General features: G+C 70.2%; 13 protein-coding genes. 5 read left to right on the top strand and 8 right to left on the bottom strand.

Annotated elements, in window-relative coordinates; genetic code table 11:
* Positions 1-38 precede the first annotated feature (38 nt).
* Both FZN60_RS06245 and FZN60_RS06240 read left to right on the top strand, forming a co-directional pair.
* Positions 39-689, top strand: a complete 651-nt coding sequence (locus tag FZN60_RS06245; RefSeq protein WP_158872225.1) for a cysteine hydrolase family protein — start codon at positions 39-41, stop codon at positions 687-689.
* Entirely contained in the window at positions 686-1,630 is a 945-nt protein-coding gene (locus tag FZN60_RS06240; RefSeq protein WP_158872223.1) for an NAD-dependent epimerase/dehydratase family protein, read from the top strand. Before FZN60_RS06245 ends, FZN60_RS06240 begins: the two co-directional genes overlap by 4 nt.
* A 75-nt stretch (positions 1,631-1,705) precedes the next feature.
* Here the strand turns inward: FZN60_RS06240 and FZN60_RS06235 are convergent, their stop codons facing one another.
* From FZN60_RS06235 to FZN60_RS06205, 7 genes are all read right to left on the bottom strand, one after another.
* Entirely contained in the window at positions 1,706-3,133 is a 1,428-nt protein-coding gene (locus tag FZN60_RS06235) for a gamma-aminobutyraldehyde dehydrogenase (protein WP_158872221.1), read from the bottom strand.
* A 26-nt stretch (positions 3,134-3,159) separates the two neighbouring features.
* Positions 3,160-3,966 carry an ABC transporter permease gene (locus FZN60_RS06230; RefSeq protein ID WP_158872219.1) on the bottom strand — a complete coding sequence of 269 codons (807 nt, stop codon included), beginning with the start codon at positions 3,964-3,966 and terminating at the stop codon, positions 3,160-3,162.
* Positions 3,956-4,882, bottom strand: coding sequence for an ABC transporter permease (locus FZN60_RS06225; RefSeq protein ID WP_158872523.1), 927 nt, complete (start codon positions 4,880-4,882; stop codon positions 3,956-3,958). The genes FZN60_RS06230 and FZN60_RS06225 overlap by 11 nt, the downstream gene beginning before the upstream one ends.
* An 11-nt stretch (positions 4,883-4,893) precedes the next feature.
* Entirely contained in the window at positions 4,894-5,898 is a 1,005-nt protein-coding gene (locus FZN60_RS06220; RefSeq protein ID WP_158872217.1) for an ABC transporter ATP-binding protein, read from the bottom strand.
* A 113-nt stretch (positions 5,899-6,011) separates the two neighbouring features.
* Positions 6,012-7,166, bottom strand: a complete 1,155-nt coding sequence (locus tag FZN60_RS06215; protein WP_158872215.1) for an ABC transporter substrate-binding protein — start codon at positions 7,164-7,166, stop codon at positions 6,012-6,014.
* Between the two features lie 123 nt (positions 7,167-7,289).
* Positions 7,290-8,201: a LysR substrate-binding domain-containing protein gene (locus tag FZN60_RS06210; RefSeq protein ID WP_158872213.1), complete on the bottom strand. Its 912-nt coding sequence runs from the start codon at positions 8,199-8,201 to the stop codon at positions 7,290-7,292.
* Positions 8,202-8,323: 122 nt separating this feature from the next.
* On the bottom strand, positions 8,324-9,259 hold the full coding sequence (locus FZN60_RS06205) for a LysR family transcriptional regulator (RefSeq protein ID WP_158872211.1): 936 nt from the start codon (positions 9,257-9,259) through the stop codon (positions 8,324-8,326).
* 86 nt (positions 9,260-9,345) lie between these two features.
* Between FZN60_RS06205 and FZN60_RS06200 the strand changes: the two genes are divergently transcribed.
* The 3 genes from FZN60_RS06200 (at position 9,346) to FZN60_RS06190 (ending at position 12,413) form a co-directional block, all read left to right on the top strand.
* Positions 9,346-10,221: an oxidoreductase gene (locus FZN60_RS06200; RefSeq protein WP_158872209.1), complete on the top strand. Its 876-nt coding sequence runs from the start codon at positions 9,346-9,348 to the stop codon at positions 10,219-10,221.
* 154 nt (positions 10,222-10,375) lie between these two features.
* Positions 10,376-10,849 carry a DUF2231 domain-containing protein gene (locus FZN60_RS06195; RefSeq protein ID WP_158872207.1) on the top strand — a complete coding sequence of 158 codons (474 nt, stop codon included), beginning with the start codon at positions 10,376-10,378 and terminating at the stop codon, positions 10,847-10,849.
* Entirely contained in the window at positions 10,842-12,413 is a 1,572-nt protein-coding gene (locus FZN60_RS06190) for a PQQ-dependent sugar dehydrogenase (RefSeq protein WP_158872205.1), read from the top strand. The genes FZN60_RS06195 and FZN60_RS06190 overlap by 8 nt, the downstream gene beginning before the upstream one ends.
* Here FZN60_RS06190 and FZN60_RS06185 read toward each other — a convergent pair.
* Entirely contained in the window at positions 12,387-14,210 is a 1,824-nt protein-coding gene (locus FZN60_RS06185; RefSeq protein ID WP_158872203.1) for a glycosyltransferase family 2 protein, read from the bottom strand. The two genes, FZN60_RS06190 and FZN60_RS06185, sit on opposite strands and share 27 nt — an antisense overlap.
* Between the last annotated feature and the right edge of the window lie 15 nt (positions 14,211-14,225).

Here is a 14,225-nt window from a genome sequence, read left to right as displayed (position 1 = left end):
CGGGCATACGGCCTGCGCGGGCGGAAACGGGAACTCTCATGACGCAGCAATGGAGCCGCGAGGTTTCGCTCGATCCGCGCCAGTCGGCGCTGCTCTTCGTCGACGTGCAGAACTACGCCGTCCATCGCGACGGCGCCGAGTTCAAGGAGGGCGGCGGCGCGCAGGCGGAGCGCTTCGCCTACTATCTCGAACGTCTGGAACGCGTGGCGCTGCCCAACATGACGCGCCTCCAGGCGGGCTTCCGGGCGGCGGGGATCGAGGTTCTCTACACCGTCATCGAGAACCTGACGGCGGACGGCCGCGACCGCAGCCTCGACTACAAGATCTCCGGCATCGACGTGCCGAAGGGATCCTGGGACGGCCAGGTTCACGCGTCGATCCAGCCGGGCGCGGACGAGATCGTCATCCGGAAGACCTCGTCCTCGGTCTTCATCTCCACCAACATCGACTACGTCCTGCGCAATCTCGGCATCCGTCAGCTGGTGATCTGCGGCGTCGTGTCGGACCAGTGCGTCGAGTCGGCCGTGCGCGACGCCTGCGACCTCGGCTACCTCGTCACGCTCGTGCCCGACGCCTGCGCGACCTATTCCGCCGACCGGCAGGCGGCGAGCGTGCGGGCGATCGCCGGCTACTGCCGCCAGCGCGACACCGACGCGCTTCTGGCGGAACTGGCGGCGCTTCCCCGATGACCGCCCGCCCGGCGCGCACCCTCGGCCGCGTCCTCCTGACCGGGGGGCGCGGCTTTCTCGGCACCGCCCTTCGCGCGCGCCTGGCGCGGGCGGGCATCGACGTCGTCGCCGCCGACGCCGACGTCGGCGACGGCTCGCCCGGCGACGGCGTCGTGCCCTTCGACCTGATGCGGCCGGCCGAGATCGCGGCGCTCTTTGCGGGACCGCCCTTCGACACGGTGCTGCATTGCGGAGCGGTGTCCGGCCCGATGGTGCTCGCCGACCGGCCGGCCGACATCTGGCGCATCAACGCGCAGGGAACGGCGGACCTCCTGGAGGCCGCGCGGCGGAGCGGGGCCGGCCGCGTCGTGGTCTGCTCCTCCGTCGAGATCTACGGCACGCGCCGGCGCGGCATCCTCGACGAGGACGCGCCGCCCGATCCGCCCGGCGTCTACGGGGCGAGCAAGCTCGCCGCGGAAGCGGCCGTTCTCGGCTATGCCAACGGGCAGCGGCTCGACGCCCTGGCCATCCGCCTGGGCTGGATCTACGGTCCCGGCCGCAGGACGCCGACGATGCTCGACGCGCTGTTGCGCGCGGTCGAGGATGGGCGCGCCTTCGAGGTTCCCGCCCACCCGGCGGACGCCACGCACTACCTCTTCGTGGAGGATGCGGTTTCGGGCCTCCTGGCCGCCGCGAGCGCCCCGGCGCCGACCGCGCGCGTCTACAACATCGCCGCGCCCGAGGGGCAGACCATGGGCGAGGTGATCGACGCCGTCCGGCGGCTGCGGCCGGGCAGCCGCATCGCCTTCGCGGCCGCCGATCCGTCCACGGACGGGCCGGACGGCTATTCCACCCGCCGCGCCCGCGACGAACTCGGCTTCCGCGCCGCGACCAGTCTCAGTGACGGAATGGCCCTTACGATGCAGGCTCTGGGATCGACGCCGCTCCCGTCCGGCAGTTGATCGGCGCTTTGCCGCGATCCCGCATCCCCGAGCTCTTGGGAGCGGGACCGACCGGACCGGTCGTCCTTGGCCGGGTCAGCCGTGCGCCACCATGACGTGGCGGACGGCGGTGTAGTCCTCCAGGGCGTAGGTCGAGAGGTCCTTGCCGTAGCCGGACTGCTTGAGGCCGCCATGCGGCATCTCGCTGACCAGGGCGAAGTGGGTGTTGACCCAGGTGCAGCCGTAGCGCAGGCGCGCCGCCGTCTCCATGGCCTTCGAGACGTCCTTGGTCCAGACGGAGGAGGCGAGGCCGTAGTCGGAATCGTTCGCCCAGGCGATGGCGTCCTCGGCCTCGCTGAAGCGCGTGACCGACACGACGGGGCCGAAGACCTCGCGGCGGACGATCTCGTCCTCCTGCCGGGCGCCGGCGATGACCGTCGGCTGGAAGAAGAAGCCGTCCTCGCCCGACACCTTGCCGCCGGTCGTCACCTCGATGTGCGACAGCTCGGCGGCGCGCTCGACGAAGCTCGAGACGCGGTCGCGCTGGCGCCGGGAGATCAGCGGGCCGATCTCGTTCTGCGTGTCGTCCGCCTCGTTGTAGCGGATGGTGGAGACGGCGGCGGACAGGTCGGCGACGAGCCGGTCGTGGATGCCGGGCGCGGCGTAGATGCGGCAGGCGGCGGTGCAGTCCTGGCCGGCATTGTAGAAGCCGAAGGCGCGAAGCCCGTTCACCACGGCGTCGAGGTCGGCGTCGTCGAAGACGATCACCGGCGCCTTGCCGCCGAGCTCCAGATGGGTGCGCTTCACCGACTTGGCCGCGGCCTGGAGAACCTTCTTGCCCGTCGCGATGTCGCCGGTGATCGAGATCATGTCGATCTTCGGGTGGTTGATCAGCGCGTTGCCGACGCTGCCCCCTTGCCCGAGCACGACGTTGACGACGCCTTCCGGCAGGATGTCGGCCAGGAGCCGGCCGAGCTTCAGGGCGGTCAGCGGCGTCTGCTCGGAGGGCTTGAAGACCACCGTGTTGCCGCCGGCGATGGCGGGGGCGAGCTTCCAGGCCATCATCATCAGGGGATAGTTCCAGGGTGCGATCGAGCCGACGATCCCGACGGGATCGCGCCGGATCATCGAGGTGTGGCCGGCCATGTACTCGCCCGCCACCTGCCCCGGCATGGCGCGCACGGCGCCGGCGAAGAAGCGGTAGCAGTCGACGATCGCGGGAATCTCGTCGTTGAGGACGGCGTTGATCGGCTTGCCGCAGTTCAGCGCCTCGAGGCGCGCGAAGTCCGCCGCCTCGCGCTCGATCGCGTCGGCGATCTTCAGGAGATAGTTGGAGCGCTGGGCCGGCGTGGTGCGCGACCATGTGCGGAAGGCGGTCTCGGCGGCGGCGACCGCGCGGTCGATCTGCGCCGGCGACGCCTCGGGAAGCGTCAGGATCGTCCGGCCCGTCTTCGGATCGAGGATCGTCTCCGGGCTTTCCGTGCCCGCCTCGAAGGCGGAGCCGATCAGCATCGCGGTGTCCATGGGGTCTCTCCCGGCTGTCACGTGGATCATTTGCCCACGCCGGCGGTCTCGCCGCCGTCGCGGGTGAGGAAGAAGGCGGCGAGGATCGGCAGGAAGGTGACGAGCACCACGACCATCGCGACGACGTTGGTGACGGGCCGCTGGCGGGGGCGGATCAGCTCCTCCAGCATCCAGAGCGGCAGGGTCTGCTGCTGGCCGGCGGTGAAGGTGGTGACGATCACCTCGTCGAAGGACAGGGCGAAGGCGAGCATGCCCCCGGCGAGCAGCGCCGAGCCGATGTTCGGCAGGATGATGTGGCGGAAGGTCTGGAAGCCGTCCGCGCCCAGATCCATCGAGGCCTCGACCAGCGAGCCCGACAGGCGGCGGAAGCGGGCGACGGCGTTGTTGTAGACGACGACGATGCAGAAGGTCGCGTGGCCGAGAACGATGGTCCAGAAGGAGAAGGGGATCTCCATCATGCCGAAGGCCGAGCGCAGCGCGATGCCCGTGACGATGCCGGGCAGCGCGATCGGCAGGATGACGAGGAGCGAGATGGTCTCGCGCCCGAAGAAGCGCGTGCGCGACACGGCGGCCGCCACGAGCGTTCCGAGGACGAGGGCGAGAAGCGTCGAGACCGCCGCGACCTTGAGGGAAAGAAACAGCGCCGCCCAGACGTCCGGCCGCTCCCAGGCGACGGCGAACCAGCGCAGCGTCAGCCCCGGCGGCGGCCAGGCGAAGGAGCGCTCCTCCGTCGTGAAGGCGTAGACGAAGATCAGGAGGAGGGGTCCGAGCAGGAACAGGAGCCCGGCGCCGGCCGCGAGCGCCAGGGGGAGGGGCGTGCGCTCAGAGCGCATCGAAGGCCCCCGCGCGCTTGGCGCCCCAGAGATAGAGCCCCATGATGGCGATCGGCACCATCGTGAAGGCGGCGGCGAGGGGCACGTTCCCGGCGGTGCCCTGCTGGGTGTAGACGGCCTGCCCGATGAAGAGGCGCGACGAGCCGACGATCTGCGGGATGATGTAGTCGCCGAGCGTCAGCGAGAAGGTGAAGATCGAGCCGGCGACGACGCCGGGAAGCGCGAGCGGCAGGATCACGTGCCGGAACGTCTCGCCCGGCCGCGCGCCGAGATCGGCGGAGGCGTCGAGGAGGTTTGTCGGCACCCGCTCCAGCGCCGCCTGCATGGGCAGGATCATGTAGGGGAGCCAGACGTAGAGGAAGACGAGAAAGGTGCCGATATAGCTGACGGAGAGCGAGTTGCCGCCGATGCCGGGGATCGCCAGCACCGCCTCAAGGAGGGGCGTCAGCCCGACCTTGGCGAAGGCCCAGGTGAGGATGCCCTCCTTGGCGAGGATCAGCTTCCAGGCATAGACCTTGACGAGATAGCTCGACCAGAGCGGCAGCATCACCGCGAGATAGAAGGCCGCCTTGCGCCATCCCCGCGCGTAGCGCGCCGCGACATAGGCGATGGGGAAGGCGACGACGGCGCTGGCGAGCGTGACCGCCGCGGCCATGAGGACGGTGCGCTGGATGATCGCGAGGTTGGCGGCGGTGAAGAGCTGCGCGTAGGTCGCGAGCGTGAACTCCTCGACAACGAGGCCGGAGAAGTCGTCGAGGGCGTAGAAGCTCTGGACGAGGAGCGCGGCGAGCGAGCCGAGGTAGACGACGACGAGCCACAGGACCGGCAGCGCGAGAAGCAGCGCGGCGAGAAGCCCCGGCCGCCGCCACAAAGCGTCGGCGAGCGATCCGCCCGGCCGGCGAGGCGGCCGGGTCATGGCGAGGGCGCTCACGCTTCGCGCTCCATCAGGTGCAGCGCCTCGCGCTCGAAGGCGATGGCGACGGGTCCCTCGGTGGGCAGCAGCTCGCCGGCGGGGCGCACCACGTGGACGGACAGGCCGCCGAGGTCGAGGGCGAGCCGTGTCGAGGCGCCGAGATAGGAGCGGGCGGTGATCCGGCCGACGAGCGCGGGGTCGGCGCCCTCGCAGGCCACGAGGCGCACGTCCTCGGGGCGCAGGCTCGCCCAGCGCCGCTCGCCGGCGAGACGCGCGACGAGGCCTGGGGGCAGGATGTTGGCCGAGCCGACGAAATCGGCGACGAAGCGGTTGGCCGGCCGGCGGTACACGTCCTCGGGGCTGCCGACCTGCTCGATGCGGCCGGCGCTGAAGACGGCGATGCGGTCGGCCATGGAGAGCGCCTCGCCCTGGTCGTGGGTGACGAAGACGAAGGTGAGGCCGAGCGCGCGCTGCAGGCTCTTCAGCTCTTCCTGCATGCTTTCGCGCAGCTTCAGGTCGAGCGCGCCGAGCGGCTCGTCGAGAAGCAGCACCTTCGGCCGCGCCACGATGGCGCGGGCGAGCGCCACGCGCTGGCGCTGGCCGCCGGAGAGCTGGGCCGGCCGGCGCGCGCCGTAGCCGGACAGGCGCACCATCTCCAGCGCCGCCTCGGCGGCGGCGTGGCGCTCGGCCTTGGAGACCTTCCGCAGCATCAGGGGATAGGCGACGTTGTCGCGCACGTCGAAGTGCGGGAACAGGGCGTAGTCCTGGAAGACGGTGTTGACCGCGCGCCGATAGGGCGGGACGCCCGTGACGTCCTCGCCGAAGATCGCGACGCGCCCGCTCGAGGGCTGCTCGAAGCCCGCGACGAGCCGCAGGCACGTCGTCTTGCCCGAGCCGGAGGGGCCGAGCATGGCGAAGAACTCGCCCGGCCGCACGTCGAGATCGATCCCGTCCAGCGCCGTGACCGGGCCGAAGACGCGCGAAACCTTGGACAGGGACACGGCGGTGGACGCGGGCACGGGCTCTCTCGATTGATCGTGTCGATGCGCGGCGGGGCCGCCGCGTCCGCCCCGCCGAGGGCGGAACGGACGCTCGTCTCGGGCCTTGCCGCCCGACCGCTGCTCGCCGAGGATCAGCCGCCCATGACGGCGATGTAGTCGGACACCCAACGCGAATAGGGCACGCAGGCGCTGCCGTCGGCGCACTTGGCGGTCGGGGTGCGCCAGAAGCGGATCTTGTCGAAGTTGTCGAAGCCGTTGGTCTTGCAGCCCTCGGATCCGAGAAGCTCGCTCGCCTCGCAGGCGGCGGGCACGGCCGGCACCGAGCCGAACCAGGCGGCGACGTCGCCCTGGACCTTGGGCGAGAGCGAGTGCTCCATCCACTTGTAGGCGCAGTTCGGGTTCTGGACGTCGGCGGCCAGCATCGTCGTGTCCGCCCAGCCGGTCGCGCCCTCCTCCGGCACGGTCGAGGCGACGGGCTGGTTGTCGGCCTTCAGCGTGTTGACCTGGAAGGGCCAGGAGGAGGAGGCGACGACGCCTTCGGTCTTGAAGTCGTCCACCTGCACGGCGGCGTCGTGCCAGTAGCGGCCGACGAGCTGGCGCTGGCCGCGCAGGAGTTCGAGCACCGCGGCGTACTGGTCCTCGTTCAGCTCGTAGGGGTCCTCGATGCCGAGGTCGGGCTGCTTGTGCATGAGGTAGTTGGCGGCGTCCGCGACGTAGATCGGGCCGTCATAGGCCTGGACGCGGCCGGCATTCGGCTTGCCGTCCGGCAGGTCCTGCGGCTCGAAGATCACGCCCCAGCTCGTGGGCGCCTCCTTGAAGACCGCGGTGTTGTAGAGGAGGACGTTCGGCCCCCACTGGTAGGGCGTGCCGTAATGCTCGCCGTTCACCGTGAACCAGGGCGCGTCCTGAAGGCGCGGGTCGACCTTGCTCCAACTGGGGATGAGCGCGGTGTTGATCGGCTGGACCTTCTTGCCCGCGACGAGCCGCAGCGAGGCGTCGCCCGAGGCGGTGACGAGGTCGAAGCCGCCGCCGTTCATCAGCGTCACCATCTCGTCGGAGGTGGCGGCGGTCTTGACGTTGACCTTGCAGCCGGTCTCAGCCTCGAAGCCCGTCACCCAGTCATAGGCCTTGTCGGTCTCGCCCCGCTCGATGTAGCCCGGCCAAGCGACGATGTTCACCTGGCCCTCGCCCTCGCCGACGCTCATCATCGCGCTCTGGGCGAGCGCGCCGCCGCACAGGAGGGCCGACGTGGCGGCCGCCGTGCAGGTCTTCAGCAAGGGCTTCATCTCGGCTCTCCGGGCTGGCGGCTGCCCATCGGGGCGCCATGGTGTCTGCATGGGCAGACTATCCGGCGGCCGGAGCGCCGCAATCTCATTCGCCCGATAGGTGAATTCGGAAAAACCGATAGCTCAGGACGGGCGCGCCGCACCCGCCGTCGATCCGGCCAGGGCGACGAAGTCGCGCGCCGTCCGGCTCATCGCCGAGCCGCGCCGCCAGACGACGCCGACCTCCACCATCGGCAGGTCGCCGGATACGGGGCGGCTCTCGATGCGGTCGCCTTCCAGCGACCAGCGGCGATAAACGAGGTCCGGCAGGAGCGCGAGACCGGCGCCCGTCGCGACCAGGCTGCGCACGGCCTCGACGGAACGGGTGCGGAAGGCGACGTTGGGCTTGGCGCCGAGCGCCGACAGGAGGCGACCGGTGTTCTCCTCGATCTCGTCGACGGTCAGCATGATCAGCGGCTCGGCGCCGATCCGCGCCGCGTCGACGGTCTCGGCTTCGGCGAGGCGGTGGCCGCTCGGCAGCCAGAGCCGGTAGCGCGAGCGCTCGAAGACCTGGGCCTGGAGGGCGACGCGGTCCTTGAGGTTGGAGATCACCATGACGGCGACGTCCAGCTCGCCGCCGACGAGGAGGTGTTCGAGGTAGTCGCCGTTGTCCTCGATCGCGCGCGTCTCGACGGCGGGAAAGGCGCGGCGGTAGCGGGCGAGGATGTCTGACAGGACGTAGCCCGCCACGAGCGAGGTGACGCCGAAGTTCAGCGTGCCCGGCTCGGAACGCGTCTCGTCCGTGAAGCTCTGGCGCGCATCCGCCACCGCGTCGAGGATGCGCAGCGCGTGGCGGAAGAACTGCTGGCCCTTGTAGGTGAGGTCGAGACCGCGCCGGTGGCGCTCGAAGAGCTGGACGCCGAGATCGGATTCGAGGTCCTTGATCGCCTCCGTCACGGCCGACTGCGAGACCGAGAGACCCTGCGCGGCGCCCGACACCGTTCCCCCTTCGGCCACGGCGACGAAGTAGCGGAGCTGGCGCAGCGTGAAGTTCATGATCTCCGGCGCGATCGGGACGGCACGTCCACTTCTACGCGGCCGTGGCACGGAACTGAAGGGTGCCTCGGCGCCGGGCCCGGCCAATGGAGCGTCGCGGCCGACGTGCGCGGGGCAGGCGATCAGAGCGGAAGCGCGGAACCGGCTGCGCCGCGGCCTTGCGCGACGATGTCGACGAAGGCGCGCAAGGGTTTGGGCATCAGGCGGCGGGAGAAGTAGAGGCGCGGACCGTCGTAGCGCTGCCACCAGTCCGGCAGGAGCGGCACGAGCGCGCCGCTGCGAAGATGCGGGTCGATCCAATTGCGGAACATGTAGAGGACGCCGCGCCCGGCAATCGCGTGGGCGATCGCTGCCATGGCCCCGGCCGAGCCGATCGTCAGCACCGCCGGCGGATCGACCAGGAGCACCTCCCCACCGCGCTCGAACTCCCACGGGGGAAGCGCCGCCCCCGACAAACGGATGCGGATGCAGTCGTGGCCGAGAAGCTCGCGCGGATGAGCGGGTGCGCCGCGGCGCTCCAGATAGGCGGGCGAGGCGGCGAGGGCCGTTTCCTGTCGGCGGGGACCGATCGGTATGGCGATCATGTCCTGTTCCAGGTGCTCGCCGTAGCGGATGCCGGCGTCGCAGTCGGCGGCGGTGATGTCGACCAGCCGGTCCTCCACCACGATCTCGACCCGCACCTGCGGATGGGCGGCCATGTAGCGGTCGATCAGCGGGGGCAGGATGTCCAGCATGACCGCGGCCGGCACGTTGAGCCGCAGGCGCCCCCGCACCGCCGCCTGCGAGCTCGCCGCCTCGTCGAGCGCCGCCCGCGCCTCCGACAGGACGGGCGCGACCCGCCCGGCGAGCTGCCGCCCGACCTCGGTCGGCATGACGCTGCGGGTGGTGCGGCCGAGAAGGGGCACGCCGAGCCGCGCTTCCAGGCGCGTCACCGTTTCGCTGACGGTGGAGACCGAAAGGCCGAGACTGCGCGCCGCCTTTCGGAAGCCGCCGGCCTCGCAGACGGCGAGGAAGATGCGCAGGTCGTCGAGCGAGGCTGCGCCGTCGGTGTTCGCCATGCCGAACAGGCTATTCGCCCCGGCCGGGATTATCAACGCGCCGCTCGCGCCCGATCTTGGGGCTCGAACCCCAAGGAGATCCCGCGATGACCGACCTCGACCAGACCGCTTCTCGTGCCGGCCGCTTCACCTTTCCCGGCACCGACCTTTCGGTGAACCGCATGGGCTACGGCGCGATGCAGCTCGCCGGCCCGCACGTCTTCGGCGAGCCGAGCGATCCCGAGGAAGCGCGGGCGGTCCTCAAGGAGGCCGTCGCGCTCGGCATCGACCACATCGACACGAGCGACTTCTACGGTCCGCACGTCACCAACCGCCTGATCCGCGAAGCGCTCTATCCTTACCCCGACGACCTCGTCCTCGTCACCAAGGTCGGCGCCTGGCGCGACGAGGCGGGGGCCTGGATCCTGGAGCGGGACGCGGGCTTCCTGCGCCGCTCGGTGGAAGGGAACCTGGAGCGGCTCGGCCTGTCGCGCATGCCGATCGTGAACCTTCGCATGGGCGGCCCGGAGGACGACGTCGCAGCGCCCATGGCGGCGATGCGGCGGATGCAGGAGGAGGGGCTTCTCGACCATATCGGCATCAGCACGGTGACCGAGCGGCAGCTCGGCCTTGCCCGACGCATCGCGCCCATCGTCTGCGTGCAGAACCACTACAACCTCGTCCACCGCGCCGACGACGCCATGATCGACGCCCTCGCGGCGGACGGCATCGCCTATGTCCCCTACTTCCCGCTCGGCGGCTTCACGCCGCTCCAGGCCGAGGGCCTTAAGACCCTGGCGGCCGAGCTGGGCCAGACGCCGCAGGCGGTGGCGCTCGCCTGGCTCCTCCAGCGCAGCCCGAACATCCTGGTCATTCCCGGCACGTCGAAGCGGGCGCACCTTCGCGCCAACGTCGCCGCCGCCGGCCTGGAGCTGACATCGGACCACCTCCGTCGCCTCGACGGGCTCGGCGGCGCGAGCTGACGGAAGCGCGGCGGCCGCTGAAGCACCGGCATGGCGGCCGCCGGCAGTCCATGTTTCCGTTCCCCGCGGGCACGCAATGCCGCAGGCGGGAACCCGGTGCCGGTGGCCGCCGTATCATCGGGATCCGCAATCGCCAGAGATCGAGATCCTCGCGATGGTCTACCCGCATCCCCGCTCCACGGCCGCGATCGCCGGGCATCCGGTTCATGCCGCCCTCGTGCCCTTTCCCATCGCCTGCTTCACCCTGGCGCTCGCGACCGATCTCGCCTTCTGGCAGACGGCGAACGTGATGTGGCAGAACTTCTCGGCCTGGCTGCTCTTCGCAGGCCTCGTCTTCGGCGGCCTCGCGGCTCTCGCCGGCATCGTCGACGTTCTTTCCAGCGCCCACGTGCGCGAGCAGAGGCCCGTCTGGCCGCACGCGATCGGCAACGTGATCGTTCTCGCGCTCGCCCTCCTCAACAGCTTCGTTCATGCCGGCGACGGCTGGACGGCCGTCGTGCCTTACGGTCTCGTTTTATCCGCGCTGACCGTGCTCGTCATGATGGTCACCGTGTGGCTCGGACGCTCGCTGGTCTACCGGCACGGCGTCGGGGTCAGCAACGAGGTGGGAGGGCGCCATCATGGCTGACCCCCGGATCACCCTTCGCGCGCTCCTCGCGGCCGGCGCTCTCCTGCCCCTCGCCGTGCTTGCCGGCTGCAGCGACGCCGGCGGCGAGTTCGACGTGGCGAGCCAGATCGGACCCGATCCGGTCCTGCCGGAGCCCGCCCAGGAGCTCTTTCCCGAGCTGAAGGTCGCCGCCGTCGTCGGCTGGCGCGAGAACGAGACGCCCACCGTGCCGGCGGACCTCGTCGTCACCGCCTATGCCCGGGATCTCGCCAATCCCCGCACGGTCCACACCCTGCCCAACGGCGACGTCCTCGTCGTCCAGTCGGAAGGACCGGCCGGCGAGCCCTTGTCGCGGCCCAAGGACTTCATCCGCGGCTGGATCATGTCGATCGCCCACGGCGACGGCGGCGATCAGCCGAAGAAGCCGAGCAACTTGATCACGCTCCTGCGCGACACCAATCGCGACGGAACCGTCGACGAGCGCCACGATCTTCTGAAGGACCTCCATTCGCCCTTCGGCGTCGCCTGGATCGACGACACGCTCTACGTTGCCGCGACCGACGCGATCCTCGCCTATCCCTACAAGCTCGGGGAAAACGCCATCGCGGCGGCCCCGCGCGTGCTCACCCCGCTGCCGGGCGGGCCGATCAACCACCACTGGACCAAGGACCTGGCGCTCAGTCCCGACGGGCGCTTCCTCTATGCCTCGGTCGGCTCCAACTCCAACATCGTGGAGAACGGTTTGGAGGCCGAGAAGGGGCGGGCGGCGATCTGGCAGGTGGACCGGCAGACGGGCGCCGCCCGCGTCTACGCGTCCGGCCTGCGCAACCCGAACGGCCTGACCTTCCATCCCGAGACTGGGGCTCTGTGGACCGTCGTCAACGAGCGCGACGAGCTCGGCCCCAACCTCGTGCCGGACTACATGACCTCGGTTGCCGAGAACGGCTTCTACGGCTGGCCCTGGAGCTACTACGGCGACCACGTCGACGCGCGGGTGCATCCGCCCCGACCCGACATGGTGGAGCGCGCCGTGGCTCCGGACTACGCGCTGTCGAGCCACGTCGCGGCGCTCGGCCTGACCTTTTCGCAGAACGCCGCCCTGCCGCCGGCCTATGCCGACGGCGCCTTCATCGGCGAGCACGGGAGCTGGAACCGCAGCTTCTTCAACGGCTACAAGGTCGTCTACGTGCCCTTCGAGAACGGCCGTCCGGCGGGCAAGGCGCAGGACGTCGTGACGGGTTTCATCGAAGGGGACGAGGCGCATGGCCGGCCCGTCGGGGTCGGCATCGACGGCACGGGCGCGCTGCTCGTCGCCGACGATGCCGGCAACACCGTCTGGCGCGTCGCGGCCAAGGACGGCACCATCCTGCCGCAGCCGATCGGCACCGATCAGGCGGCGCCCGGCCAGGGGCCCGCCGCCGAAGCGGCTGCGCCCGGCACGCCGGCCTCTCCGGTGCCGCAGGCGCCTGCACCCCGAGCGGCCGGCGCGGAGCCGCCTGCGGCCGGTGCACCTGTGCCGCCGCAGACCGCCATCGCGCCGGCGGTTCTGCCCGAGGGGTCATCGCAAGCCGGCTTGGGTCGCTGACTCCATGCCGACGTCGCGGCGCCCGGGAGGAGCCGCGGATGCGAGGCGGATCGACAGGATCGCCTCCAGCGTGAAGTAGGCGCGCAGGATCCTGAAGACGAAGTAGTCGCCCATCCCGCTCGCGGCCTTCGGATGTCTCGCGAGAAAGGTGGAGAGAAAGGCCATCACCACGGGTGCGCCGAGCACGGTCGCGAAGATCGCCGGCGTCGCGACCGGGCTTAGCGGATTGATCTCGGTCGCGTCGCAGAGCAGGCCGAAGATCAGGAGCGGGATCGTGACCGCCCGCCGGCCCGAATTCATCAGCATGAAGGGCAGGACGCACTTTCCGCGCACCGACCACGAGGAATCGTCCATGCAGGTCCGGTTGCGCGCCGCGACATGGTAGATCGACCGGAACCAGCGCAGCCGCTGTTCCCGCAGGTTCGCGAGGTTGGCGGGAACTTCGGAAACGTAGACGATCGCGGGATCCTCGATGATGCGGTAGCCGAGCTCGCCGATGCGCAGCGAGGCGTCGGTATCCTCGCCGTTGATGCCCGTGGCGAAGCCGCCCTGCCTCCGAAGGGCCTCCGTGCGATAAAGCGCGAACATTCCGGGGATGCCCACGATCGCCTCGAAGGAGTTGAAGCCCACCTGATGCACCCCCGAGCGCATCAGGACCTCGATGGCGCGCGCGCGGTCGAACGGCCCGTCTCCCGGAGGCATGCTGAGCCCGCCCACGATGCCGACCCGGTCCTCGACGAAATACGTCATCGCACGCGCGATGTTCGACGGTCCCACCAGCGTATCGGCATCGATGCGCAGCACAAAGTCCTTTTGGACCGCCGCGAGGCCGGTGTTCAAGGCCCTGGCCTTTCCGAGCCGCTTCTCGCTCAGAACCGTTCCGTTGCAGAAGCGAAGCCGGTCGATGCCGGCCTCGGCGAGGGCCGCCGTGTCGTCGGTCGACGCGTTGTCCACGACGATCAGCTTCACCGAGCCGCCGTACTGCGCGGCGGCCGCGTCGACGGCCTCGATCATGGCCGGAATGATGTGGCTCTCGTTGTGCGCGGCCGCCACCACCGTCACCGGCGGGGTGAAGGCTGCCCGGCGGCGGCGCCGAAGGCCGATCCGGCCCAGGGCGTAGAACAGGATCGCGCAGAGCGGGAGAAACAGGAAGATGCCGGGGCCCAAGCCGCCCAGGAGCGCAGTCGAGCGCATCCAGGCGACGAGGCTGAGGTCCAGGCCGCTGCACCAGAGCGTGATGGCTCCCGCCGCCGACAGGACGAGGATCAGGACGAACCACGATCGCGCGAGAAATCGCCGGGACAGGACCGGCACGTCCGCCCGCGCAGGCATGTTTCCCGACGACAGAACGGAAAGACCGAACATCAGCAATCCGAAGAGGCCGGACAGCATCTCCGCCGTGTAGACGTCGAGCGCCACCCCGAACATGCGATCGCAGAGGGCATCCGTCGCATCGAACAGGGCCGCGAACATCAGGAAGAAGACGATCGTCCGCAGCGCGAACGCCGCTTTCGCCGCGGCGTCCCCGTTGAAGAAGGGCGCGCCGGCGAGCGTGAAGCAGACGAGGAAGCATCTGAGCGGGATCGGGTTGTTGCCCTCGTATCGATAGAAGACGAAGTCGGGATGATAGGTGAGGCCCAGCCTGTTGTGGGCGAAGTCGAACGCCGCAAGCATCAGGGCGCTGATGCCGGCGAACAGGCACAGCATCATCGCGACCGTCAGCGGATGGGGCGTATCGGAAAGATGCGACGGCGCGCTGTCGACCGAGGCGTAGATCGGCTGTGCGGCCTCCCGCATCGCCGCTCCCTGCGG

Origin of the sequence: Antarcticirhabdus aurantiaca, from assembly GCF_009765365.1 — a bacterium.
Lineage (GTDB): Bacteria > Pseudomonadota > Alphaproteobacteria > Rhizobiales > Rhizobiaceae > Antarcticirhabdus > Antarcticirhabdus aurantiaca.
The sequence above is the reverse complement of the archived record's forward strand: the minus strand, read 5'-3'. Positions and strand labels throughout refer to the sequence as shown.

Bases quoted from the DNA above. Each gene is read 5' to 3' on its own strand.
- FZN60_RS06200 (WP_158872209.1), top strand. From the start codon at position 9,346: ATGACCGACCTCGACCAGACCGCTTCTCGTGCCGGCCGCTTCACCTTT.
- FZN60_RS06225 (WP_158872523.1), bottom strand. From the start codon at position 4,882: ATGACCCGGCCGCCTCGCCGGCCGGGCGGATCGCTCGCCGACGCTTTG.
- FZN60_RS06210 (WP_158872213.1), bottom strand. From the start codon at position 8,201: ATGAACTTCACGCTGCGCCAGCTCCGCTACTTCGTCGCCGTGGCCGAA.
- FZN60_RS06235 (WP_158872221.1), bottom strand. From the start codon at position 3,133: ATGGACACCGCGATGCTGATCGGCTCCGCCTTCGAGGCGGGCACGGAA.
- FZN60_RS06215 (WP_158872215.1), bottom strand. From the start codon at position 7,166: ATGAAGCCCTTGCTGAAGACCTGCACGGCGGCCGCCACGTCGGCCCTC.
- FZN60_RS06205 (WP_158872211.1), bottom strand. From the start codon at position 9,259: ATGGCGAACACCGACGGCGCAGCCTCGCTCGACGACCTGCGCATCTTC.
- FZN60_RS06195 (WP_158872207.1), top strand. From the start codon at position 10,376: ATGGTCTACCCGCATCCCCGCTCCACGGCCGCGATCGCCGGGCATCCG.
- FZN60_RS06245 (WP_158872225.1), top strand. From the start codon at position 39: ATGACGCAGCAATGGAGCCGCGAGGTTTCGCTCGATCCGCGCCAGTCG.
- FZN60_RS06190 (WP_158872205.1), top strand. From the start codon at position 10,842: ATGGCTGACCCCCGGATCACCCTTCGCGCGCTCCTCGCGGCCGGCGCT.
- FZN60_RS06230 (WP_158872219.1), bottom strand. From the start codon at position 3,966: ATGCGCTCTGAGCGCACGCCCCTCCCCCTGGCGCTCGCGGCCGGCGCC.
- FZN60_RS06240 (WP_158872223.1), top strand. From the start codon at position 686: ATGACCGCCCGCCCGGCGCGCACCCTCGGCCGCGTCCTCCTGACCGGG.
- FZN60_RS06185 (WP_158872203.1), bottom strand. From the start codon at position 14,210: ATGCGGGAGGCCGCACAGCCGATCTACGCCTCGGTCGACAGCGCGCCG.